General features: G+C 35.2%; 16 protein-coding genes, 1 pseudogene and 1 riboswitch. Of the genes and pseudogenes, 5 read left to right on the top strand and 12 right to left on the bottom strand.

Annotation, left to right across the window (positions count from 1 at the left end; all coding sequences use genetic code 11):
- Positions 1-154 precede the first annotated feature (154 nt).
- The 4 genes and pseudogenes from BM211_RS15115 to BM211_RS15100 all read right to left on the bottom strand — a co-directional run bounded on the left by BM211_RS15115 (position 155) and on the right by BM211_RS15100 (position 3,939).
- Complete coding sequence (locus tag BM211_RS15115) at positions 155-829, bottom strand: nucleoside/nucleotide kinase family protein (protein WP_035432722.1); 675 nt, start codon at positions 827-829, stop codon at positions 155-157.
- A 188-nt stretch (positions 830-1,017) separates the two neighbouring features.
- On the bottom strand, positions 1,018-2,229 hold the full coding sequence (gene cls, locus BM211_RS15110) for a cardiolipin synthase (protein WP_090998376.1): 1,212 nt from the start codon (positions 2,227-2,229) through the stop codon (positions 1,018-1,020).
- A 404-nt stretch (positions 2,230-2,633) separates the two neighbouring features.
- Positions 2,634-3,299 (bottom strand): annotated as a pseudogene (locus BM211_RS15105) (histidine kinase dimerization/phosphoacceptor domain-containing protein); the annotation flags it as partial.
- 4 nt (positions 3,300-3,303) lie between these two features.
- The gene (locus BM211_RS15100) at positions 3,304-3,939 is read right to left on the bottom strand and encodes a response regulator transcription factor (protein ID WP_051957294.1); all 636 of its coding nucleotides are present in this window, start codon (positions 3,937-3,939) and stop codon (positions 3,304-3,306) included.
- A gap of 218 nt (positions 3,940-4,157) precedes the next feature.
- Here BM211_RS15100 and BM211_RS15090 point away from each other — a divergent pair, with 218 nt between their 5' ends.
- From BM211_RS15090 to BM211_RS15075, 4 genes are read left to right on the top strand one after another with little or no spacing between them, the layout of a single operon-like run.
- Entirely contained in the window at positions 4,158-4,703 is a 546-nt protein-coding gene (locus BM211_RS15090) for an RNA polymerase sigma factor (protein ID WP_256217130.1), read from the top strand.
- A complete protein-coding gene (locus BM211_RS15085; protein WP_035432736.1) occupies positions 4,700-5,152 on the top strand; it encodes a hypothetical protein in 453 nt (150 codons plus the stop codon). Before BM211_RS15090 ends, BM211_RS15085 begins: the two co-directional genes overlap by 4 nt.
- Positions 5,145-6,215 carry a hypothetical protein gene (locus tag BM211_RS15080; RefSeq protein ID WP_035432738.1) on the top strand — a complete coding sequence of 357 codons (1,071 nt, stop codon included), beginning with the start codon at positions 5,145-5,147 and terminating at the stop codon, positions 6,213-6,215. Before BM211_RS15085 ends, BM211_RS15080 begins: the two co-directional genes overlap by 8 nt.
- Positions 6,212-7,168 carry an exosporium protein E gene (locus BM211_RS15075; protein WP_035432740.1) on the top strand — a complete coding sequence of 319 codons (957 nt, stop codon included), beginning with the start codon at positions 6,212-6,214 and terminating at the stop codon, positions 7,166-7,168. Before BM211_RS15080 ends, BM211_RS15075 begins: the two co-directional genes overlap by 4 nt.
- A 113-nt stretch (positions 7,169-7,281) precedes the next feature.
- Here BM211_RS15075 and BM211_RS15070 read toward each other — a convergent pair whose 3' ends face one another.
- From BM211_RS15070 to BM211_RS15055, 4 genes are all read right to left on the bottom strand, one after another.
- Positions 7,282-8,529 (bottom strand): DUF445 domain-containing protein, encoded by a 1,248-nt coding sequence (locus BM211_RS15070; RefSeq protein ID WP_035432742.1) that lies wholly within the window; start codon positions 8,527-8,529, stop codon positions 7,282-7,284.
- 157 nt (positions 8,530-8,686) lie between these two features.
- Positions 8,687-10,354 (bottom strand): potassium-transporting ATPase subunit KdpA, encoded by a 1,668-nt coding sequence (gene kdpA / locus BM211_RS15065; RefSeq protein ID WP_035432744.1) that lies wholly within the window; start codon positions 10,352-10,354, stop codon positions 8,687-8,689.
- A 128-nt stretch (positions 10,355-10,482) separates the two neighbouring features.
- Positions 10,483-10,621: riboswitch (cyclic di-AMP (ydaO/yuaA leader) on the bottom strand.
- Between the two features lie 107 nt (positions 10,622-10,728).
- Positions 10,729-11,157, bottom strand: a complete 429-nt coding sequence (locus BM211_RS15060; protein WP_090998373.1) for a DUF3995 domain-containing protein — start codon at positions 11,155-11,157, stop codon at positions 10,729-10,731.
- 261 nt (positions 11,158-11,418) lie between these two features.
- The gene (locus tag BM211_RS15055) at positions 11,419-12,588 is read right to left on the bottom strand and encodes an MFS transporter (protein ID WP_231559707.1); all 1,170 of its coding nucleotides are present in this window, start codon (positions 12,586-12,588) and stop codon (positions 11,419-11,421) included.
- A gap of 357 nt (positions 12,589-12,945) precedes the next feature.
- On the opposite strand from BM211_RS15055, the gene BM211_RS15050 reads away from it, so the two are divergent.
- Positions 12,946-13,506 carry a DUF1697 domain-containing protein gene (locus tag BM211_RS15050; RefSeq protein WP_371261885.1) on the top strand — a complete coding sequence of 187 codons (561 nt, stop codon included), beginning with the start codon at positions 12,946-12,948 and terminating at the stop codon, positions 13,504-13,506.
- Positions 13,507-13,562: 56 nt separating this feature from the next.
- Here BM211_RS15050 and BM211_RS15045 read toward each other — a convergent pair whose 3' ends face one another.
- The 4 genes from BM211_RS15045 to BM211_RS15030 form a co-directional block, all read right to left on the bottom strand.
- Positions 13,563-14,069 (bottom strand): GNAT family N-acetyltransferase, encoded by a 507-nt coding sequence (locus BM211_RS15045; RefSeq protein WP_090998368.1) that lies wholly within the window; start codon positions 14,067-14,069, stop codon positions 13,563-13,565.
- 57 nt (positions 14,070-14,126) lie between these two features.
- Positions 14,127-14,996, bottom strand: coding sequence for an SMP-30/gluconolactonase/LRE family protein (locus BM211_RS15040; RefSeq protein ID WP_090998366.1), 870 nt, complete (start codon positions 14,994-14,996; stop codon positions 14,127-14,129).
- A 156-nt stretch (positions 14,997-15,152) separates the two neighbouring features.
- A complete protein-coding gene (locus BM211_RS15035; RefSeq protein ID WP_177206945.1) occupies positions 15,153-16,481 on the bottom strand; it encodes an MATE family efflux transporter in 1,329 nt (442 codons plus the stop codon).
- Between the two features lie 63 nt (positions 16,482-16,544).
- Positions 16,545-16,901: a GIY-YIG nuclease family protein gene (locus tag BM211_RS15030; protein ID WP_256217121.1), complete on the bottom strand. Its 357-nt coding sequence runs from the start codon at positions 16,899-16,901 to the stop codon at positions 16,545-16,547.

Here is a 16,901-nt window from a genome sequence, read left to right as displayed (position 1 = left end):
ATCACATGATATAGGTGAACCTACAAAATCAGACAAAAACCTACAAGTTTGTCACAAAACTTTCGGATTTTTTTCTTGAATTGTCCATGAATGTCCTTCTTTAGTATACAATTGAAATATAGAATCGATAAATAGATAGATTATTCCGTATAATCTAAAAGGAAAAACCATTACATACAACTACTGGTTCTTCTATACTATTATTGTTTACAACTACATCTGCACACTCCTTCGGTGCATGCTCTTCTATGTACATATGACAAGCCGCATGATACCGATGTATAAACATATCCTTAGCTTTCTCTTTACTTCCAAAAGCTTGCGCTTCCCTCTTGGAACCACGTTCTCTAGCAATCTGAAAGTCTGTTTCTACAAATACTTTATAGTCAAATAAATGTTTCAGTTCTTCTTTAAACAAAAATGTTCCATCTACTATAAATATTGTATCTTCTGAAGCTAATACAGGTTCAGAATGAATATACATATCGGTTTCTAAATCGTGTGATTGTATTTCATAACGCATCGTACCATTTGATCCTAATGGATTTAATAACCGGTCAGAAATAGCCTTATAATCATGAGCATCTTCATAATACCCCTTCGCTGATTCCTTCCCTTGTGAATATCGAATTGCTCTTGGATTGTGAAAATGATCGATACTCGTTCGAATTACTGTTCTTCCTAGAGTTTGAACTTCCTTCGCTAATTCATTAGCAAATGTCGTTTTCCCTGAAGCTGTAATTCCACTAACCCCCACTCTTACAGGATGATTTAATTTAAGTGCACATATATGCTCCGCTATTTCACGAATAACAGTTTGACGTTTCACTCCAATCCCTCCTCATGGAATCCAAGCACACACATCCTTATTTTTATGAAATACAATTGATCTATGCTATTTTAGTATATCATCCAAATAACATATTGTAAAAATATGTATTCGTTTCTTAAGCGATTATTATCATTAAGAAAAAATGCAGCATCACGCTGCATTTTCTCTCATTCATATTTCTGTTCCTATAAATAATAACTAAACATCCCTACTATCTTTTCTTTACACTTCTCTAAAAAGGACAAATTGTTTAAGAATGATAACGTCATTTCTTTTGAATCCCGAATATCTTGTGATAATGCTTGATTTATCTGTTGCAGAAGGGGACCACCCTTTATATAGAAATTCATCTCATCATTAATATGAAAGCTACGCGGAGTAAAATTCGCTGTTCCGATAACGATTGTTTCATTATCAAATACCATAGCTTTTCCATGAAACATCCCTTTTTTATATCCATATACAGAAATGCCATTCTCGATTGCTTCACGAATATAAGGATAGGCAGCCTCTTTTATAAAAGGAACATCCGGCTTGAAAGACCACACTATTTTAACGGAAACGCCGCGCTGCCTTGCTTGAATTAAAGCATTCATAAGCTTTTCATCTTTTGGTATAAAATACGGGGTGGCAATCACAATAGATTGTTTTGCCTGCTTTATTAATTCCATATACTTTTGGATGATATCATGGCCATTATAACTAGACAGTGTATATAACGTTTTTCCTGGGACACTCTGTTTAGAAATACTTGTTATCGTTTCAGAAGCATCTCGTTTCCAGTCTAATGCAAACTGTTCTTCTAAATCCTTTACCCCGTCTCCTTTTATTCGTATATGATAATCTCGCCAATATCCAAATTTCTTGTCTTTTCCTAAATACTCATCTCCTATGTTAAAACCACCACTATAACCTATTTTCCCATCGATTATTGTAATTCGGCGGTGATTCCGATGATGTAGCGAATAAAAAGAGAATGGCAATTCAGGTTTTCTACTATATGTAAAATGAACACCACTTGCTTCTAATTCATTTTTCATTTTTCTTTTGAAAGACAAATCATTAATCCGATCGACTGATAGGTATACTTGTACACCTTCTTTTGCTTTTTCTTTCAACAGATTCAAAAAAGTACGGCTGCTTTTATCATCTGAAATAATAAAGAAATAAGTAAAAATTGAATGTTTCGCCTCTTTTATATCCGAAAATAGCTGTTGATACAAAGATTGCCCCTCCACAAATAGTTGAAAATCACTATAGTGATTTTCATACTCTTTCGTTTGATTTTTTTTCGCTTCTATTTTTCTTCCCAGCGTAACATCAACATGCATACAAACAAGTAGTAAAAGGAATATAGCAATAATAATAGAAATAATCCGAAGTATTTTTTTCATCATTTCGTTTTCCTTCCGCACAAAATAATTGTTTCTACATAGTATTTCAGCAGAAGGTATTTTTAATGCTAATTTACAGGGCGTTTCATATTATTTTTTACTATTTATATATACATACGGGGTGAACTGGATGAAAAATCTTAACGAAAAAAACACCTATCGTCTTTATTCCCGGCCTTTTTGGTTCTACGTGTAATATTATTATTCCTGGTACAAGTGAGGGAAATGTCATTGCAAATAGTGTTTTTCTTTTAGGTGGAGACAAATATGTTGTACAAGGAACTCATAATGAAGTCTTGTATAAAAGGAGTACAGTATCAAACTGTACCCCTTTTACATCTTTATTAAATAAAATTCCTAGCATCGTTATTCCGCCCAAATTTATAAATAGCAATTAGGAAGAAAGAAATGGCATTTTGAAGCAACTCTGCCGCTTTCTCTTTATCAGTATCCATTAACCTTTTTGCTGCTTCCATTTGAATTAACGCAGATGTCATAGAATGACCAATTTTATCATGAATTTCTTGCGATAATCGATTTCGTTCTTCTAGCTTAAATGTATATTCCGATTGTCTTATGTATGCTTTATTTTCATTCAAATTCTTCGTGAGCCTTTGCATATCTTTTCGCATCATGTCATTGTCTACTTCAAATTTACATAACCTTTCCGTATATAGCTTGGCCATTGTATAAACAACAAAATCAAATACAGCGATTAAACTGTATGTCATACGTATATTTTCCTGGGCAAACATAACTGGAAGAAGCATAATAAAAAGAATCATCCATCTTCTCTGTATGTAATAAGAAGTAAACTCATATAAATTCAGTGGTAAAAATAAAAGTAATAACGGATGAATCTGTTCATGCGAAACAACTATCATCACAATTGATGCAAGTATAAATACTTTTTTCACTGCATCTTTTTTGAAAATATAAATCGCAACATTTGTACAAAAATATAAAAGTAAAGTAAATACAATCCATGGTAAATTCGTCACACTAGAATATACATAACTAAATACGATGTAAAGGAAGATGATCAACTTACTAATAACGATCCAAAATTCCATATTTCTAATCCACAGTTCCTGTTAAATAGTAAATGGCAATTTGCGTACGATGCTCAAGCCCTGTTTTATTCAGAATTGATGTAATATAATTCGCAATCGTCCCTTCTGATATAAAAAGCTGTTTTGAAATCTCTTTATTCGAAAAGCCTTTAGCGATATGAGCAATAATACTAAGCTCTCTTTCTGTGAAAAGACTCTTATCTATCTTCAACTCTTCTTTATTTTCTTGTAAGTTTGATTTAATTTTATCAAGGACTACATCTTGCATCACAGTATGTCCGTGATATACGCTTTTAAGTGCATCTCGAATTCGCTCTGGATCATTATTCTTTAATAAATAACCTTTTGCCCCATTTTTCACCGCCTCTAAAATGTATTCGTCATCATCAAATGTCGTTAAAATAAGCGGCTTTGTTTTTGTTTGTTCACAAATGAATTTCGTTGCTTCCACACCGTTCATATTTGGCATACGTACATCTAAAAGCGCAATATCTACATCATGTTTTTTGCAATAATCTAAAGCCTCTTGTCCATCATTTACTGTTTCTAGCACTTCAAATTCTTCGTATGTACTTAAAATGATTTTCATTCCTTCTCTAATAAAAGAGTTATCATCAGCTATTAATACTTTTATCTTCATGTTTGTTAGTACGGAAATTCTCCTACTAACATTCACATCCTTTCTCCATGTAACATTTCCCTATTGCTCATTATATACTTCTCTATACCACTTTTTCACACTTTTTTGATATAGCCCCTTCTCTGAAAATATAATATTTTTTTTTATATCATGTGTAGGGGGGCTTCTCATTTTTTACGTCTATATAATAGAATGCGTCAAAAAGGAGGGAGAGAACAATTGAGGAAAGACAATTAATTGAAAAAGCACAACAAGGAAGCGAGCATGCTTTTCGCATCCTTGTACAAACATATCGTCATTATATTTTCCAAGTTATTTTTGCTATTTTAAGACATCAAGAAGATGCCCAAGATGTCACACAAGAAGTGTTCGTAAAGATCCACGCTTCTCTTCCTAATTATCAATTTCGTGGATTCAAAACGTGGATTACACGAATTGCTACAAATCACGCTATTGATTATAAGAGAAAGAAAGCAAGGGAAAACGAAGAACTCTCCTTATCAAAAGAAACTCAGGAAGATATAAAATCCCCCCATAATATTGAGGCATTGTTATTGACGAAAGAGCAAAAAGTGTTGATTGCTCAAAAACTAAGAGAACTTCCAAAGAATTATCGTGACGTTGTTCTCGCACATTACTTAGAAGAAAAAAGTTATCAAGAAATTGCTGCTCAACAAAATGCTGAAGTCAAAACGGTGGAAATGAAGCTTTACAGAGCAAGAAAATGGATTAAAAAACATTGGAAGGAGGAAGATTTTCTATGACACATTTTTCAAAAGAAGCTTGGTGCAATTATATTTTAGACCTTCTATCAAACAGTGAACGCGAATTTATGGAACAACATCTTTATGAATGTGATCATTGTTTAGCACTTTATATGGAAATCATTGATGAACAAAATGAAAACCTTCCAATGATAAATGATGATTCATTTACAAATGAAGTTATGGAGAAAATTAACTTTGAATCCCTAGAGTCTGAAGAAAAAATGAGTAAGAAGCAACCAAGACAAATAAAAGGTACGCTCATTCACTACATAATTGCAACTGCAGCTACGTTAATTTTTATGGCAAGCGGTTTATTCCATTATATTTTCACGGTAACTGCTAGTTTTGAACAATCTTCCAAACAAAATGGGGTTTCGATTTCAAAACAAATTGTAAACAAAACGATACACACAACAAAAACGAACGGAGGTTCAAAACATGAATAAAAACCCCTTTTTAGCGCTTGTTTTAGGGCTAATCCCTGGGCTCGGCCATTTATATTTACAGCGAATTGGGCGTTTTATTATATATAGTGGTTGTTCATTATTACTATTCATTGCTGCGGTAGGATTTATTATTAACTTTGGGTATAGCGATTTCATTTTCCTTATCGTATTTTTATTAGCACTTGTATGGGGAATAAACCTACTAGACTTAATTATTTCTATAGTGAATCAGTCATGGAAAAGAGAGAAAGATCGAACGCAAGAATCAGCACGTGAAAGTGAACGATTTTATATCATTCTCTTATCCATCATCCCTGGACTTGGGCATTTCCAATTAGGACTTATGCAGCGCGGGCTTACATTTTTAGTCGCTTTTACAGGGCTAGGTAGCATGATTATATTCGTTACACTATTAACATCTCGTGAAAGCTTTCTTATCTTTCTTGCTACGTTACCTGTTCTATGGATTTATAATTTCTTCGATGCCGTCCAGCATCTGCAGAAAAAAGAACATGGCGAAATATTAGTCGATCGTACTATTTTCGAAGAATTTGAAGAGCACCGAGAACAAGGAAAGAAAAGCAAAACATTTGCTTCTATTTTAGCTATGTTCCCTGGAGCAGGCCATATGTACTTAGGCTTACAGCGCCGCGGTCTTCAGTTAATGGCAGCTTTTTTACTTGCTATTTATTTGCTCGACTTATTAAGATTATCAGCCTTCTTATTTTTAGTACCTATTATTTGGTTTTATAGCTTTTTTGATACATTACAGCAAACTGCAAAATACGGAAAAGAAGACTTACAAGACACACCTATTATTGATTATTTTATTAATCATCAAAAATGGCTCGGCATCGGACTTATCGGGTTAGGAGGCTACTATTTATTAGATCAAACACTCCTTCCTATTTTAAACGATTATTTCGCTACTATATTTAACATTCATATTAATGAATTGTATTATCGCTATTTCCAAACATCTATCGTTGCCCTCCTTTTAATTGGTGGTGGCTTTAAACTATTACTAGGAAATAAAGAAGAAAAAGGTGGTGCGAAAGAATGAGAACATGGCGTGTAGGAACGATATCTATGGGGATTTCAACTATTACATTAGGTTGTTTCTTATTATTTTCAATTATAAAAGGCATACAAGTATTCGATAACATTACAGCATGGTGGCCTATTCTTTTCATTGTACTCGGCATCGAAATTTTACTATATGTTATATTCTCTAAAAAAGAGCAACCTATCATTAAATATGATATTTTTAGTATTTTCTTTATCGGTATCTTAGGGACAATTGGTATTGCCTTCTATTTCTTATTATCCACTGGATTACTAGAAGAGATTCGTCATTCTATTCATACAACTGAACAAACGAATAACATCCCAGAAGTACAGTATGACATACCTGACTCTATTAAAAAAATTGTAGTTAATACGAGTAATGCTCCTCTTACAATAGAAGGAAGCAATAGCAATAAAGTTCATTTATTAGGAACATATGAAATGACTATGAAAGAAAATGAAAAAGACAAACTAAAACAGGACGATTTTATTGCGATTCAAACAGTCGGCGAAACGATGTATGTGACATTAAAACCATTACCCGTTCACCATAAATTCTTCGCATCACAATTACGAATGACAGCAACACTTGTCCTCCCGCAAAATAAAAACGTGGAAATTCGCGGTTCTGAAAGAGGACTCTCTCTTTACCCAGGTCAATTACAAAATAATTGGTCTGTACAAGAAAGTTCAAGTGTATCTGTTCATCTTGTAAAAGATAGTGATATGACACTATCAGCTGTAACCAATCAAAAGGATTCTCATGGCAGTACACCTTGGGAACATGTAGAAGAACTAGCGAAAAAAGAAAATAATACTTCAGAGGGGAATCCCGATTCAAATCAGCAAGAACAATGGTATAAAAACACCATAAAAACGGGAAATGGTACACACCAGCTAAACATTCAAAAAACTTATAATATAGACATAAGTGTTCTTGAAAAATAAGAAGCTAAAAAACCTTTCCACATTCATATTGTAATGACCCAGTAAAGTGAGACAAGGATAAAGCACCCCCACTGTCGTATGTAAATGCAAACGACAAATTGGAGGTGTTTTTTCTATATAACCGCTTTTAAACCTTCCAAAACTAACCCAATCATAAAGCCACAAACAGCACCATTTACACGAATCCACTGCAAATCTTTCCCTACATTATTTTCAATCATTTCAATTAGCGTCTGATCATCTAGCTTATCCAAGTTTTCTTGTACAAGCTTTCCAATTTTAGAATGATTGTTTTCGACAAGGGTTACAATTTGCCTTTGCAACCAGACTTCCATTTTTTGAATCGTTTCGGGATCTTCTTTTACTTTATTCATTTGCGCCCTTAAAAATGAAAGAAGATATTTATCTGTAAACTCCTCTTTTTTTATAAAAGCAACTGCTCTTTCCTGTGCTTGTCCCAACAATTCTGTTATTTTTTCATTCGCATTCCAATTTGCAATCAAACTTTCTTTCCAATTCTCTAATTCCTGTAATACCGCTTCATTTTCCTTAACGTGAATAAGTTCTTGGCGAATCTTCATTATGATCTGTTGTCTTGTACTATTATCAGGATTTTGTAAACTACTAATATTACTAATCAAAAACTTCTGCAAAATGCTTCCGATTTTTTCTTCATCTACAATATTCATAAAAGATTTAAGCGTAAACTGCAAAAATCCATCTACTTTTATATTCTCCATCGCTTTCATGCCTAAGCTTCCGAGTTGATAACGGGCTTCATCTTGAGCTGTCCACTCTTTTGCCTTTCCTAACATATAGTCAAATGTTTTTTCATCGTACTCTTCTGCAACTAATTGATCAATAAGGACTTGTAGTATATTTCCTGTATGAATCGTATGCAAATACGTTTTTAATTCTTTTTCAATTACAGTCGCTAATTTTTCAATATTTATTTGAAGAATCGCTTTTTCAGCAATTATCACAATGCTTTTTTTCACGCTATCAGATTGCAACTCTCTTTCTGCAATCTGCAATACGATTTGTGCTAATTGCAGCTCTTTCACTTTATTTGTTATACTTTCTTTCGTCAGCCAATCATTTTCCAGTGTAGTAACAAGTCCTTTTGTAATTCGTTTTCGATTTTTTGGTAATAGTGCTGTATGCGGAATTGGGATTCCCATCGGATAGCGAAAAAGCGCCGTAACTGCAAACCAATCGGCAAGTCCACCTACTAAACCAGCTTCAAATCCACCTTGAATAATTCCGCCTACTACCGTTCCTTGAATCGGAAGTGTTGCGGCAAATCCCACTCCCATTACTCCAAGTGAAATTCCCGCTATATATTTTGATTGTAATGACATTACATTTGCACATCCTTTTTTATGTAAAGTAAACTTTTCAATCTATAATAAAATCCTTCAATAAAAGCATATATCTATACTATAATGAATGCCATTAGAAACCACAAAGAATTCATTATAAAAACGAGAGACTAATACACCCCTCGTTTTTATAATTTTATAATATTGTTAAAAATTCAGCAATTGGACCAAGGACAAGTACTGGTAAAAATGTTAAAGCGCCTACTATAAATATCGTACCAAGTAAAATCCCGCCAAATAAACGATTGTCAGTTTGGAGCGTACCAATCGTTTCAGGTACAATTTTTTTCTTTTTCAAGCCAACTGCAACAGCAAGCATCGTAATGATACTAAAATAACGGCCAATATACATCACGAGGCCAGTTGAAATATTCCAAAACGGTGTATTATCATTTAATCCTTCAAATCCAGATCCATTATTCATAGCAGACGATGTATATTCATATATGACTTGCGTTAGACCGTGAAAACCGGCATTCGAAATTGCATCTGTTCCGAAATGTGTTGAAAAGGCAATTGCTGCAGCGCCAAGAATAAGTAATGGCTGAGATACAATTGTAATGGCGATTAATTTCATTTCTTTACCTTCTAATTTTTTATTCAGGAACTCCGGCGAACGGCCTACCATTAATCCTGCCAAAAATACTGCAATCATCGCATACATGATCACGTTCATAAATCCGACTCCAATTCCGCCAAATACAGTTCCGAGAAGCATATTTACAAGCGGAACCATTCCTCCAATTGGTGTTAACGTATCATGTGTAGTATTCACGCCCCCTGTCCCCGAAGCGCTTGTAACCGTTGCGTATAAAGCAGAAGATATAACGCCAAGGCGCATTTCTTTCCCTTCCATATTTCCTTGTGAATGCTCTATTCCAAGTTGATTTAACGGCGGATTTCCTTTCAACTCAGATATGGAAAGCGCCTGAAATCCAACGATAAACAAAATGAACATCGATACAAAAAACAGTCTTCCTTGCTTCCGATTTCCAATCATTCGGCCGTAAACAAATGGGAATGCCATCGGAATTAACATTTGCAGCATCATTTGCAGCACGTTACTAATCATATTTGGGTTTTCAAAAGGATGTGCGGAAACCGTTCCAAAAAAACCGCCACCATTATCTCCAAGTTCTTTAATAGCTAGTAAAGACGCTACTGGCCCCCGAGGAATTACTTGCTCGGTCCCTTCTAACGTTTTTGCGATAATTGTAGAATCTAACGTCTGCGGTGTTCCTAGCGCTAGAAAAATGAGCGACGCTACAAATGAAATTGGTAACAATACTCTTATAATAGATTGAACAAAATCAACAAAGAAATTCCCTATTCTTTTACCTGCTAGCACACGAATAAACGTAATCCCAATTGCCATTGAAGTTGCAGGTGCTGCAAACATCATAAATGTTACCCCAACCATTTGAGAGAAATTAGATAAATTACTTTCACCACCATAATGTTGTAGATTCGCATTTGTCATAAACGTGATGGCCGTATGAAAAGCTAACGTCGGCTCCATTCCCGGAAAATGATTTGGATTTAACGGTAACATCCCCTGTAATCGAAATATAGAATACACAACAAGTATAAAAAATAGATTCGTTATAATTAAACAAAACAAATAGCGCTTCCAGCTTTGACTATAGCCCTTAATGTCCGCGATTTTAAATAAAAATTTTTCTAGCGGGCCAAATATCTTTTGAAATGGTCCCTTTTGCTGAAAAACGTTGTATATATAATCTCCCATTGGTTTCGCAACAACTACAAATAGACAAATTACAATTAGACTTGTAAGCCAGCTCACTCTTTTCCTCTCCTCTGTTATCTCTATATTTTTCTCCATTACATATAGAAATAAGTTTAATTGTAAATTTTTACCATAAAGAGAATAAAAGAAAACACTAGGCCGCACCTAGTGTTTTTTACACACAAGTCCCCCCTCTCAAAACGCTGACGAGGTTAGCTGTCGGATTCGGACCTTGAGAGTAGCCCTACCTAAAAAGGATTCACCCCGAGTGACAAAGCACAAAATTGGTTCCCCCGCTCCTATTGGATTAAGCGATATTCGGCTGTAAAATTTTCCATTTGTATGTTAATATACGCTTCCAAACTCTTATTGTAAAGAGAGAAAATACAAAAAAAGAAAAACTCCCTTCATGAAAGTTTTCCTTCTACATATCAATAACAATAAACCGCTACTACAAAAATAAATGCGATATACAAACAAAGCGGACTGTATAACCACGTATCATATACCGAAAATTTTGTTCCTTTTACTTTCTTAAAGAATCCAACATACTTCATGTCACCAATTGCACGTAATAAGAAAATGCCTGCAAGAATGATACATCCCCATCTCGTGTAACGACTTGAATCCCAAAAAGACAAATATCTACTTTGAGCTAATAGAATCATAGCGAAACATAGAATGGCAAGTGCCACTGCAAAAGTTCCTATTTTCCGAGGAACAAAAACAGATTCGTCGCTGTCTTTTTTCATCGGAAGAACAACCTTACTGCCCCAAGATCCGCCACATGCCCAATACATATGAATGAGGCTGATAAACACAAGTATGCTTGCACTTAAAATGATGAAAAATGCTACCATTGTATTCCCCTCCATAAATTCGCTTACTTTTAATAACTTCCTTTCATATATAACCTATATAAGAAAACAATCTATATTCATTTTCCAATCTATAAGTCGAGGCTACGTTGAATACAACATGATATTACCGTTACTTGCATTCTCATTTTGTTTTAAACATTGTATGTGGTAGAAAAAGGTCCTGACCGTTTCGATGCGCGGCCAAGTGCTCTCGCTCCCCTAAAAAGAAAGGGGATTTTATATCGTCTATATATCTTTTCCTCATAGCTTTCGAATAGGACTAATAAGCGCAATAATAACTTCCATTATCTTCGCAACTGACGCCAATGCAAATACTGCAACTGGATTATAGCCAGAAATAATCCCACCAACTAAAGCACCTAACGGCATTGCTAGACGAGTAAGTACTCGCGAGAAGCCAAGAACCCTTCCTTGCATATCGGTAGGCACTGTTTCTTGCCGAACTGATGCTACGATTGTGTTCCAAGCTATGTTACAGACCATTGCCACACCAAGGGCAATACCAGGTGCTAGCCAATATTTGCTCCATATTGCATACGTTAGTCCAATAGCACCTATACCTAAAAGAACAGGGATAAGAATCCCACGCCGAAAGTACCTTTCGAGTGGAACTGCAATAATACTTCCTATAAGTCCCCCAACTCCAATTAAGGTATAATTAAGACCGCTTTGTTCAGCAGATAAATGTAAAGTCGAAAGTAAGTAATACATGAATACGCCCAGTACAGCACTAGCCCCAAAGTTGCCAACCATAGCTTGGAGAGATAAAGCAAGGTTAAGCCGATTATTCGTCAGCCATTTCAGTCCCTCTTTCAGATCTCTCCCTATGCCTTTTAATACATTCCCTTCTCTAACGATGACTTTATTTCCCACTAATTTAGGCAAGAGTAATACTGCAATTAAAGTAGCGGCAAAGGAGAAAACATTTAACCAAAGCGCGTTAAATCCTCCTATTATAGCGATTGTTATTCCTGCCAATGTTGGACCTGCTAAACTAGCAATTTGATTAACCATTTGGTATGCTGAATTCGCTTTCGTTAACTTTTGACCTGCAATATACGGAATTGCTGTAACAGTAGCTACATCAAATAACATAGATAAGACAGCTAACATAAAAGAAATAACGTATAGATGCCAAATCTGGAGTACATCTAGAAAATTTAAAATAGGAACTAGTCCTACCAAGACCATACATCCTAAATCAGCTGTCCACATCAACTTCCTTCGATTCCAGCGATCTACCATTACGCCAACTATTGGTCCGAATAAAACAATAGGTAATACACTAGTAGCAAAAAGTGTACTCATTACTACCACGGAACCAGTTAACTCATAAGCAATCCAAGGAAGCGCAAACGTATAAAGGGCGTCACCGAGTCGGGAAATTAGTATACTAGAAACAAAAACAATATATGAACTAGGTAGATGTGTAACTTTTGATAGCCACTTTTCACTAGTTCCATTCGAGGGCAACGATGAGTTAAACTTTGTTTCCTTTTTAAGGGTCAATCTGAATGCTCCTTTCTGTATATAAATGTTATAACTGATTTATCCATCGTTACCTATACAGCAATTGTAAAACATACAAGTTTTTACAAGCGTTATTCTTAGTTTAACATAATTTTGATTGATTTCTCGCACTTTAAACGTAGCGTAACCAAACGGCATATAACAAAAAATATTGGAATATAAAATTACTATTTTCTGTACAAAAAAGGACTCCTTCCCTATATAAACGAATTTGTTAAATGCAGCCCAAAATAATACATGACTGAAGGTGAATCGATGGTTATTTATATCGCGCTGTTACGAGGTATTAACGTAAGTGGGCATAACAAAATTAAGATGGCTGAATTGAGACGTACTCTAGAAACGATGGGCCTTAGCCAGGTGCAAACATATATTCAAACCGGCAATGTCCTTTTCAAGTCGGAAGAGAGTCTAGAGCAGCTGCGCCTCCGAATCGAGGATGGAATTAGAACCAATTTTGGCATTTCAATCACCGTTGTCTTAAGAACAGCTGAAGAGCTGGAGCGGATTATTGCAGATTGCCCATATGCAGATGTCCCTTTGGCTGAAGGAGAAAGCATTCATGTTTCCATATTAACAGAACCGCCGCCGCAGAAGGTGGTCGATCAATTGGCAAGCAGTGAATATAATAACGATGAATATCATATCCATGGACGTGAAATTTACTTCTTGTTCCGTCAAAGCATCTTGGATTCCGAGCTGGCAAAAAATATGTACAAACTTGGAAATAAGGCAACAACGCGTAACTGGAATACAATCAACAAAGTAGCGGCGTTAGTAAAAGCAATGCAAGTTTGAAGTGAATAAACATATTCGATTTTCTTAGTCAGAACCCTATAGGTAATCTATAGGGTCTACATTATTTTTGACATATAATACTCATTAATAAATTCATCTCCAATGATAAGAGAATGACGTTTTATTCCTTCAATTTCAAACCCTGACTTTTTATATAAGGCTATTCCCGCTTCATTATGTACCATTACTGTCAATTCTAATCTATGAATCTGATTATCTTTTGCCCATTCTTCTAAAGCCTTAAAAAGTAATGTACCAATCCCTTGACCATGATAAGAAGCTAAAATTCCCGTGACAACATAAGCACTATGCCTGCATCTATTGAAGTTTTCTCTATAAGCAGCAACATATCCAACTAAAACATCATTTTTTTCAGCAACTAATATAGTTGAACTTTTATTCTCTAAAATGTCTTGAATTTGTTTTTCTTGTTCATCGATGGTAGTATTTCGTTCATTTGGCTCTAACATCATAAATTCAGTTTCTTCGTCTAATTGCTTGCAAAGCGATAGAAATTTTTCAGCATCTGCTATTTTAATTTTTCGAATTTGTACATTTTCCATTTTCAAAACAAACTCCTTTTTCTAAATCATACAATGATAATTAGCTACACTTCTAAATTAGTAAGCTTCTCCACTAAACCGATATGTAGGACCCCCTCTTACATTCGTTTTTATGCGAAATACTCCACCCGCACTCGCATCAGTAGTATGCATTTTAGCCGTCGTAATGTATAACTCGTTTAAATCCCTTCCACCAAATGTACAAGAGGTTACATATAATGCTGGGATAGGAATACTTAACAACTGCTCTCCATTCATCGGATTCCATCTTGTTATTTTAGAACCGCCCCAATGAGCAATCCACAACATTCCTTCTTCATCAATTGTCATTCCATCAGGAAGTCCTTCTTCTTTTTTTATGACAACAACATCTTTTGGATTTTCAATATTTCCTGTGCAAATATCATAATCAAAGCGAACTACTTTTCTTGTCGGCGTATCTATGAAATACATATACTTATAATCTGGTGACCACGCTAAACCATTAGAAGTACTTACATGTTCTATTTTCTTTGTTACAATTAAATCGGTATCTAAACAGTAAAGCGCTCCCTTTCCATCAATACCAACAGCGTCTGTAGTACCCGCCCAAAAACGACCTGCCGGATCACATTTCCCATCATTAAAACGATTTTCTGGCAAATGGCTTTCGGGGTCACAAACAGCCCGCAGTTGTTCTGTATCCGTATTTAAAAAATGAAAGCCATTCTCTAAAGCTAGAATCATTTCACCAGACTCACTCGGAACTACTGCTCCTACCATCTGTCCAAGATAGATTGCCTTACATTCATTTGTAATTGGATTATAAATATGAACCTTCTTCTCCAATATATCGACCCAATACAATAACTGCTTTTGACTATCCCAGCAAGGCCCTTCTCCAAGAGTAGCCTTCGCATCAATGACTAGTTCTAATTCACCTAGCAAATTAACCCCTCCACATTAAAGAATATTCTGTCTTTTCTATAATAACATGTAATAGTTTTTAAGTATTAATTTGTAACATTTATGCTTTATCTATAACGATAAAAATCCCCTTCAGCTCGCTTATCTGAAGGGGCGTCCTTATTCATCTAATTCATTCTAGCTTATAAGACGCGTAATTCGCTTCTTCTTCCACGACAACCTGTAATATCCGTATTGCAGAAGCAAACTCACAATAAACGCAGCTGGATATCCTACCCATATTCCTTTTATTCCAAGGCTCGTATGATACGATAGGAAATAGGCTACTGGAACTTCTACAAGCCAAATCGCTATAACCGCAAAAATAGTTGGCCACAATACAGTACCGCTCGCTCTCATCGTTGCCCCATATATTTGCGCATGACCAAAAATTAAGTAACTCCATAACGTAATCATAATGAGACTATGTGCAATATCTATCGTATTTTGACTCGTTAAAAAAAGCGCTAAAATTTGTTTTGAGAATAAATAAATAAAAGCGATTAATATTCCTCCAATTACATAGTTCATAACAAGTCCCGCTCGGATTACTTTTTGCAGACGATCAAATTGATTTGCTCCAATAGACTGCGCTGCAAATATGGAAACGGTAATCCCAAGACTTACTGCTGGCATCTGTACATAACTTGCCACTTGATTCACTACTCCGTATGCTGCCGTTGCATCTGAACCAAAACGGTTTACAAAGGAAATAACAGCAATCTCTGATAATGAAACAAGTATCATATTAATACTTGCTGGAATGCCAAGACGTAATAATAATTTTAATAACTCCCAATCCATGCGAAGATACTTTCGAACTGTTGCATCAAATTGCAATGGATGTTTCGTTTTTCTTAAATAAACTAACAGAATAATAAATGTAACAATTGTTGATATAACAGAAGCATATGCTGCACCGTACACACCGAGTTTCGGCAGGCCGAACCAACCAAATATAAGAATAGGTAATAATGCCATATTTAGTCCTGTACTAACAATTAAAAAATAAAACGGTGTTTTAGAGTCTCCTGCCCCGCGCATAAATGTTGTATATGCAAAATATAAAAATAGCACTGGCATGGAAATAAATAAAATTCGAGCATAATGAACACTTATATCAATAATATTTTCCGGCGTACCAACAAGTCGCATAATATCCATCGCAAACATACTACCCATTACCGCTAAAATCGCTCCAAGTACGAACGTAAATGTCAACGTTGTACCGACAATGGCCTTTAAGCGATCTTCATTACGAGCCCCAAAAGCCTGACCAATTAAAATCGAGCTACCAGACCCAATCCCAATGACAAATGAAATGAGTAGGAAAAATAACGGAAAGAAAGCCGAAATAGCAGCTAATTCATTCATACCAAGCCAACGCCCTACCACTACCATACCAAACAATTGTCCAAGTGACTGCAATACATTACTTAACAGTAAAGGAATAAGAAACATAGCCATAGAACGCCATATTGGTTTACTTTCTGTTCCTTCTTCAGTTATTTTCAATTTTCATAACTCCTTTTATCGAGAAATGTCGCGATTATATCCTCGCTCTCCGTATGGCTGCAATTTCTCTAACCACTTCTCTTCTAATTTTTTCAATTCTTCTTTTTCATTAAAATATCCCGTATCTTTCTTTTTCAACACTTCTAATATTTTAAACTCAAAAGCATCTGTCCCGTATTCCTTCCAATCATCTTGCAATGCCTTATTCGTATGAGAACCCATATTAAGTAAAAGACGCCTTCCACTCATCGTTTTGAAATTTCTTGTACTCTCTACATACACTTTTTCGTTCTTTGTATTTCGAATACAATAAATACCCCCTTCAATTTCGGTTTCTTTATACAGTTGTTTTAATTCTTTTTTTCTATCCAA

The sequence above is a fragment of the Bacillus sp. 491mf genome, from assembly GCF_900112415.1.
Lineage (GTDB): Bacteria > Bacillota > Bacilli > Bacillales > Bacillaceae_G > Bacillus_A.
Note: the sequence above shows the minus strand (reverse complement) of the source record. Positions and strands in the feature narration are given on the sequence as shown.

What these genes read in the sequence shown, in the direction of transcription:
- cls (WP_090998376.1), bottom strand. Translation starts at nt 2,229, where the DNA reads ATGATGAAAAAAATACTTCGGATTATTTCTATTATTATTGCTATATTC.
- BM211_RS15060 (WP_090998373.1), bottom strand. Translation starts at nt 11,157, where the DNA reads ATGGTAGCATTTTTCATCATTTTAAGTGCAAGCATACTTGTGTTTATC.
- BM211_RS15050 (WP_371261885.1), top strand. Translation starts at nt 12,946, where the DNA reads ATGACTGAAGGTGAATCGATGGTTATTTATATCGCGCTGTTACGAGGT.
- BM211_RS15045 (WP_090998368.1), bottom strand. Translation starts at nt 14,069, where the DNA reads ATGGAAAATGTACAAATTCGAAAAATTAAAATAGCAGATGCTGAAAAA.
- BM211_RS15080 (WP_035432738.1), top strand. Translation starts at nt 5,145, where the DNA reads ATGAATAAAAACCCCTTTTTAGCGCTTGTTTTAGGGCTAATCCCTGGG.
- BM211_RS15085 (WP_035432736.1), top strand. Translation starts at nt 4,700, where the DNA reads ATGACACATTTTTCAAAAGAAGCTTGGTGCAATTATATTTTAGACCTT.
- BM211_RS15035 (WP_177206945.1), bottom strand. Translation starts at nt 16,481, where the DNA reads ATGGCTATGTTTCTTATTCCTTTACTGTTAAGTAATGTATTGCAGTCA.
- BM211_RS15100 (WP_051957294.1), bottom strand. Translation starts at nt 3,939, where the DNA reads ATGAAGATAAAAGTATTAATAGCTGATGATAACTCTTTTATTAGAGAA.
- BM211_RS15070 (WP_035432742.1), bottom strand. Translation starts at nt 8,529, where the DNA reads ATGTCATTACAATCAAAATATATAGCGGGAATTTCACTTGGAGTAATG.
- BM211_RS15075 (WP_035432740.1), top strand. Translation starts at nt 6,212, where the DNA reads ATGAGAACATGGCGTGTAGGAACGATATCTATGGGGATTTCAACTATT.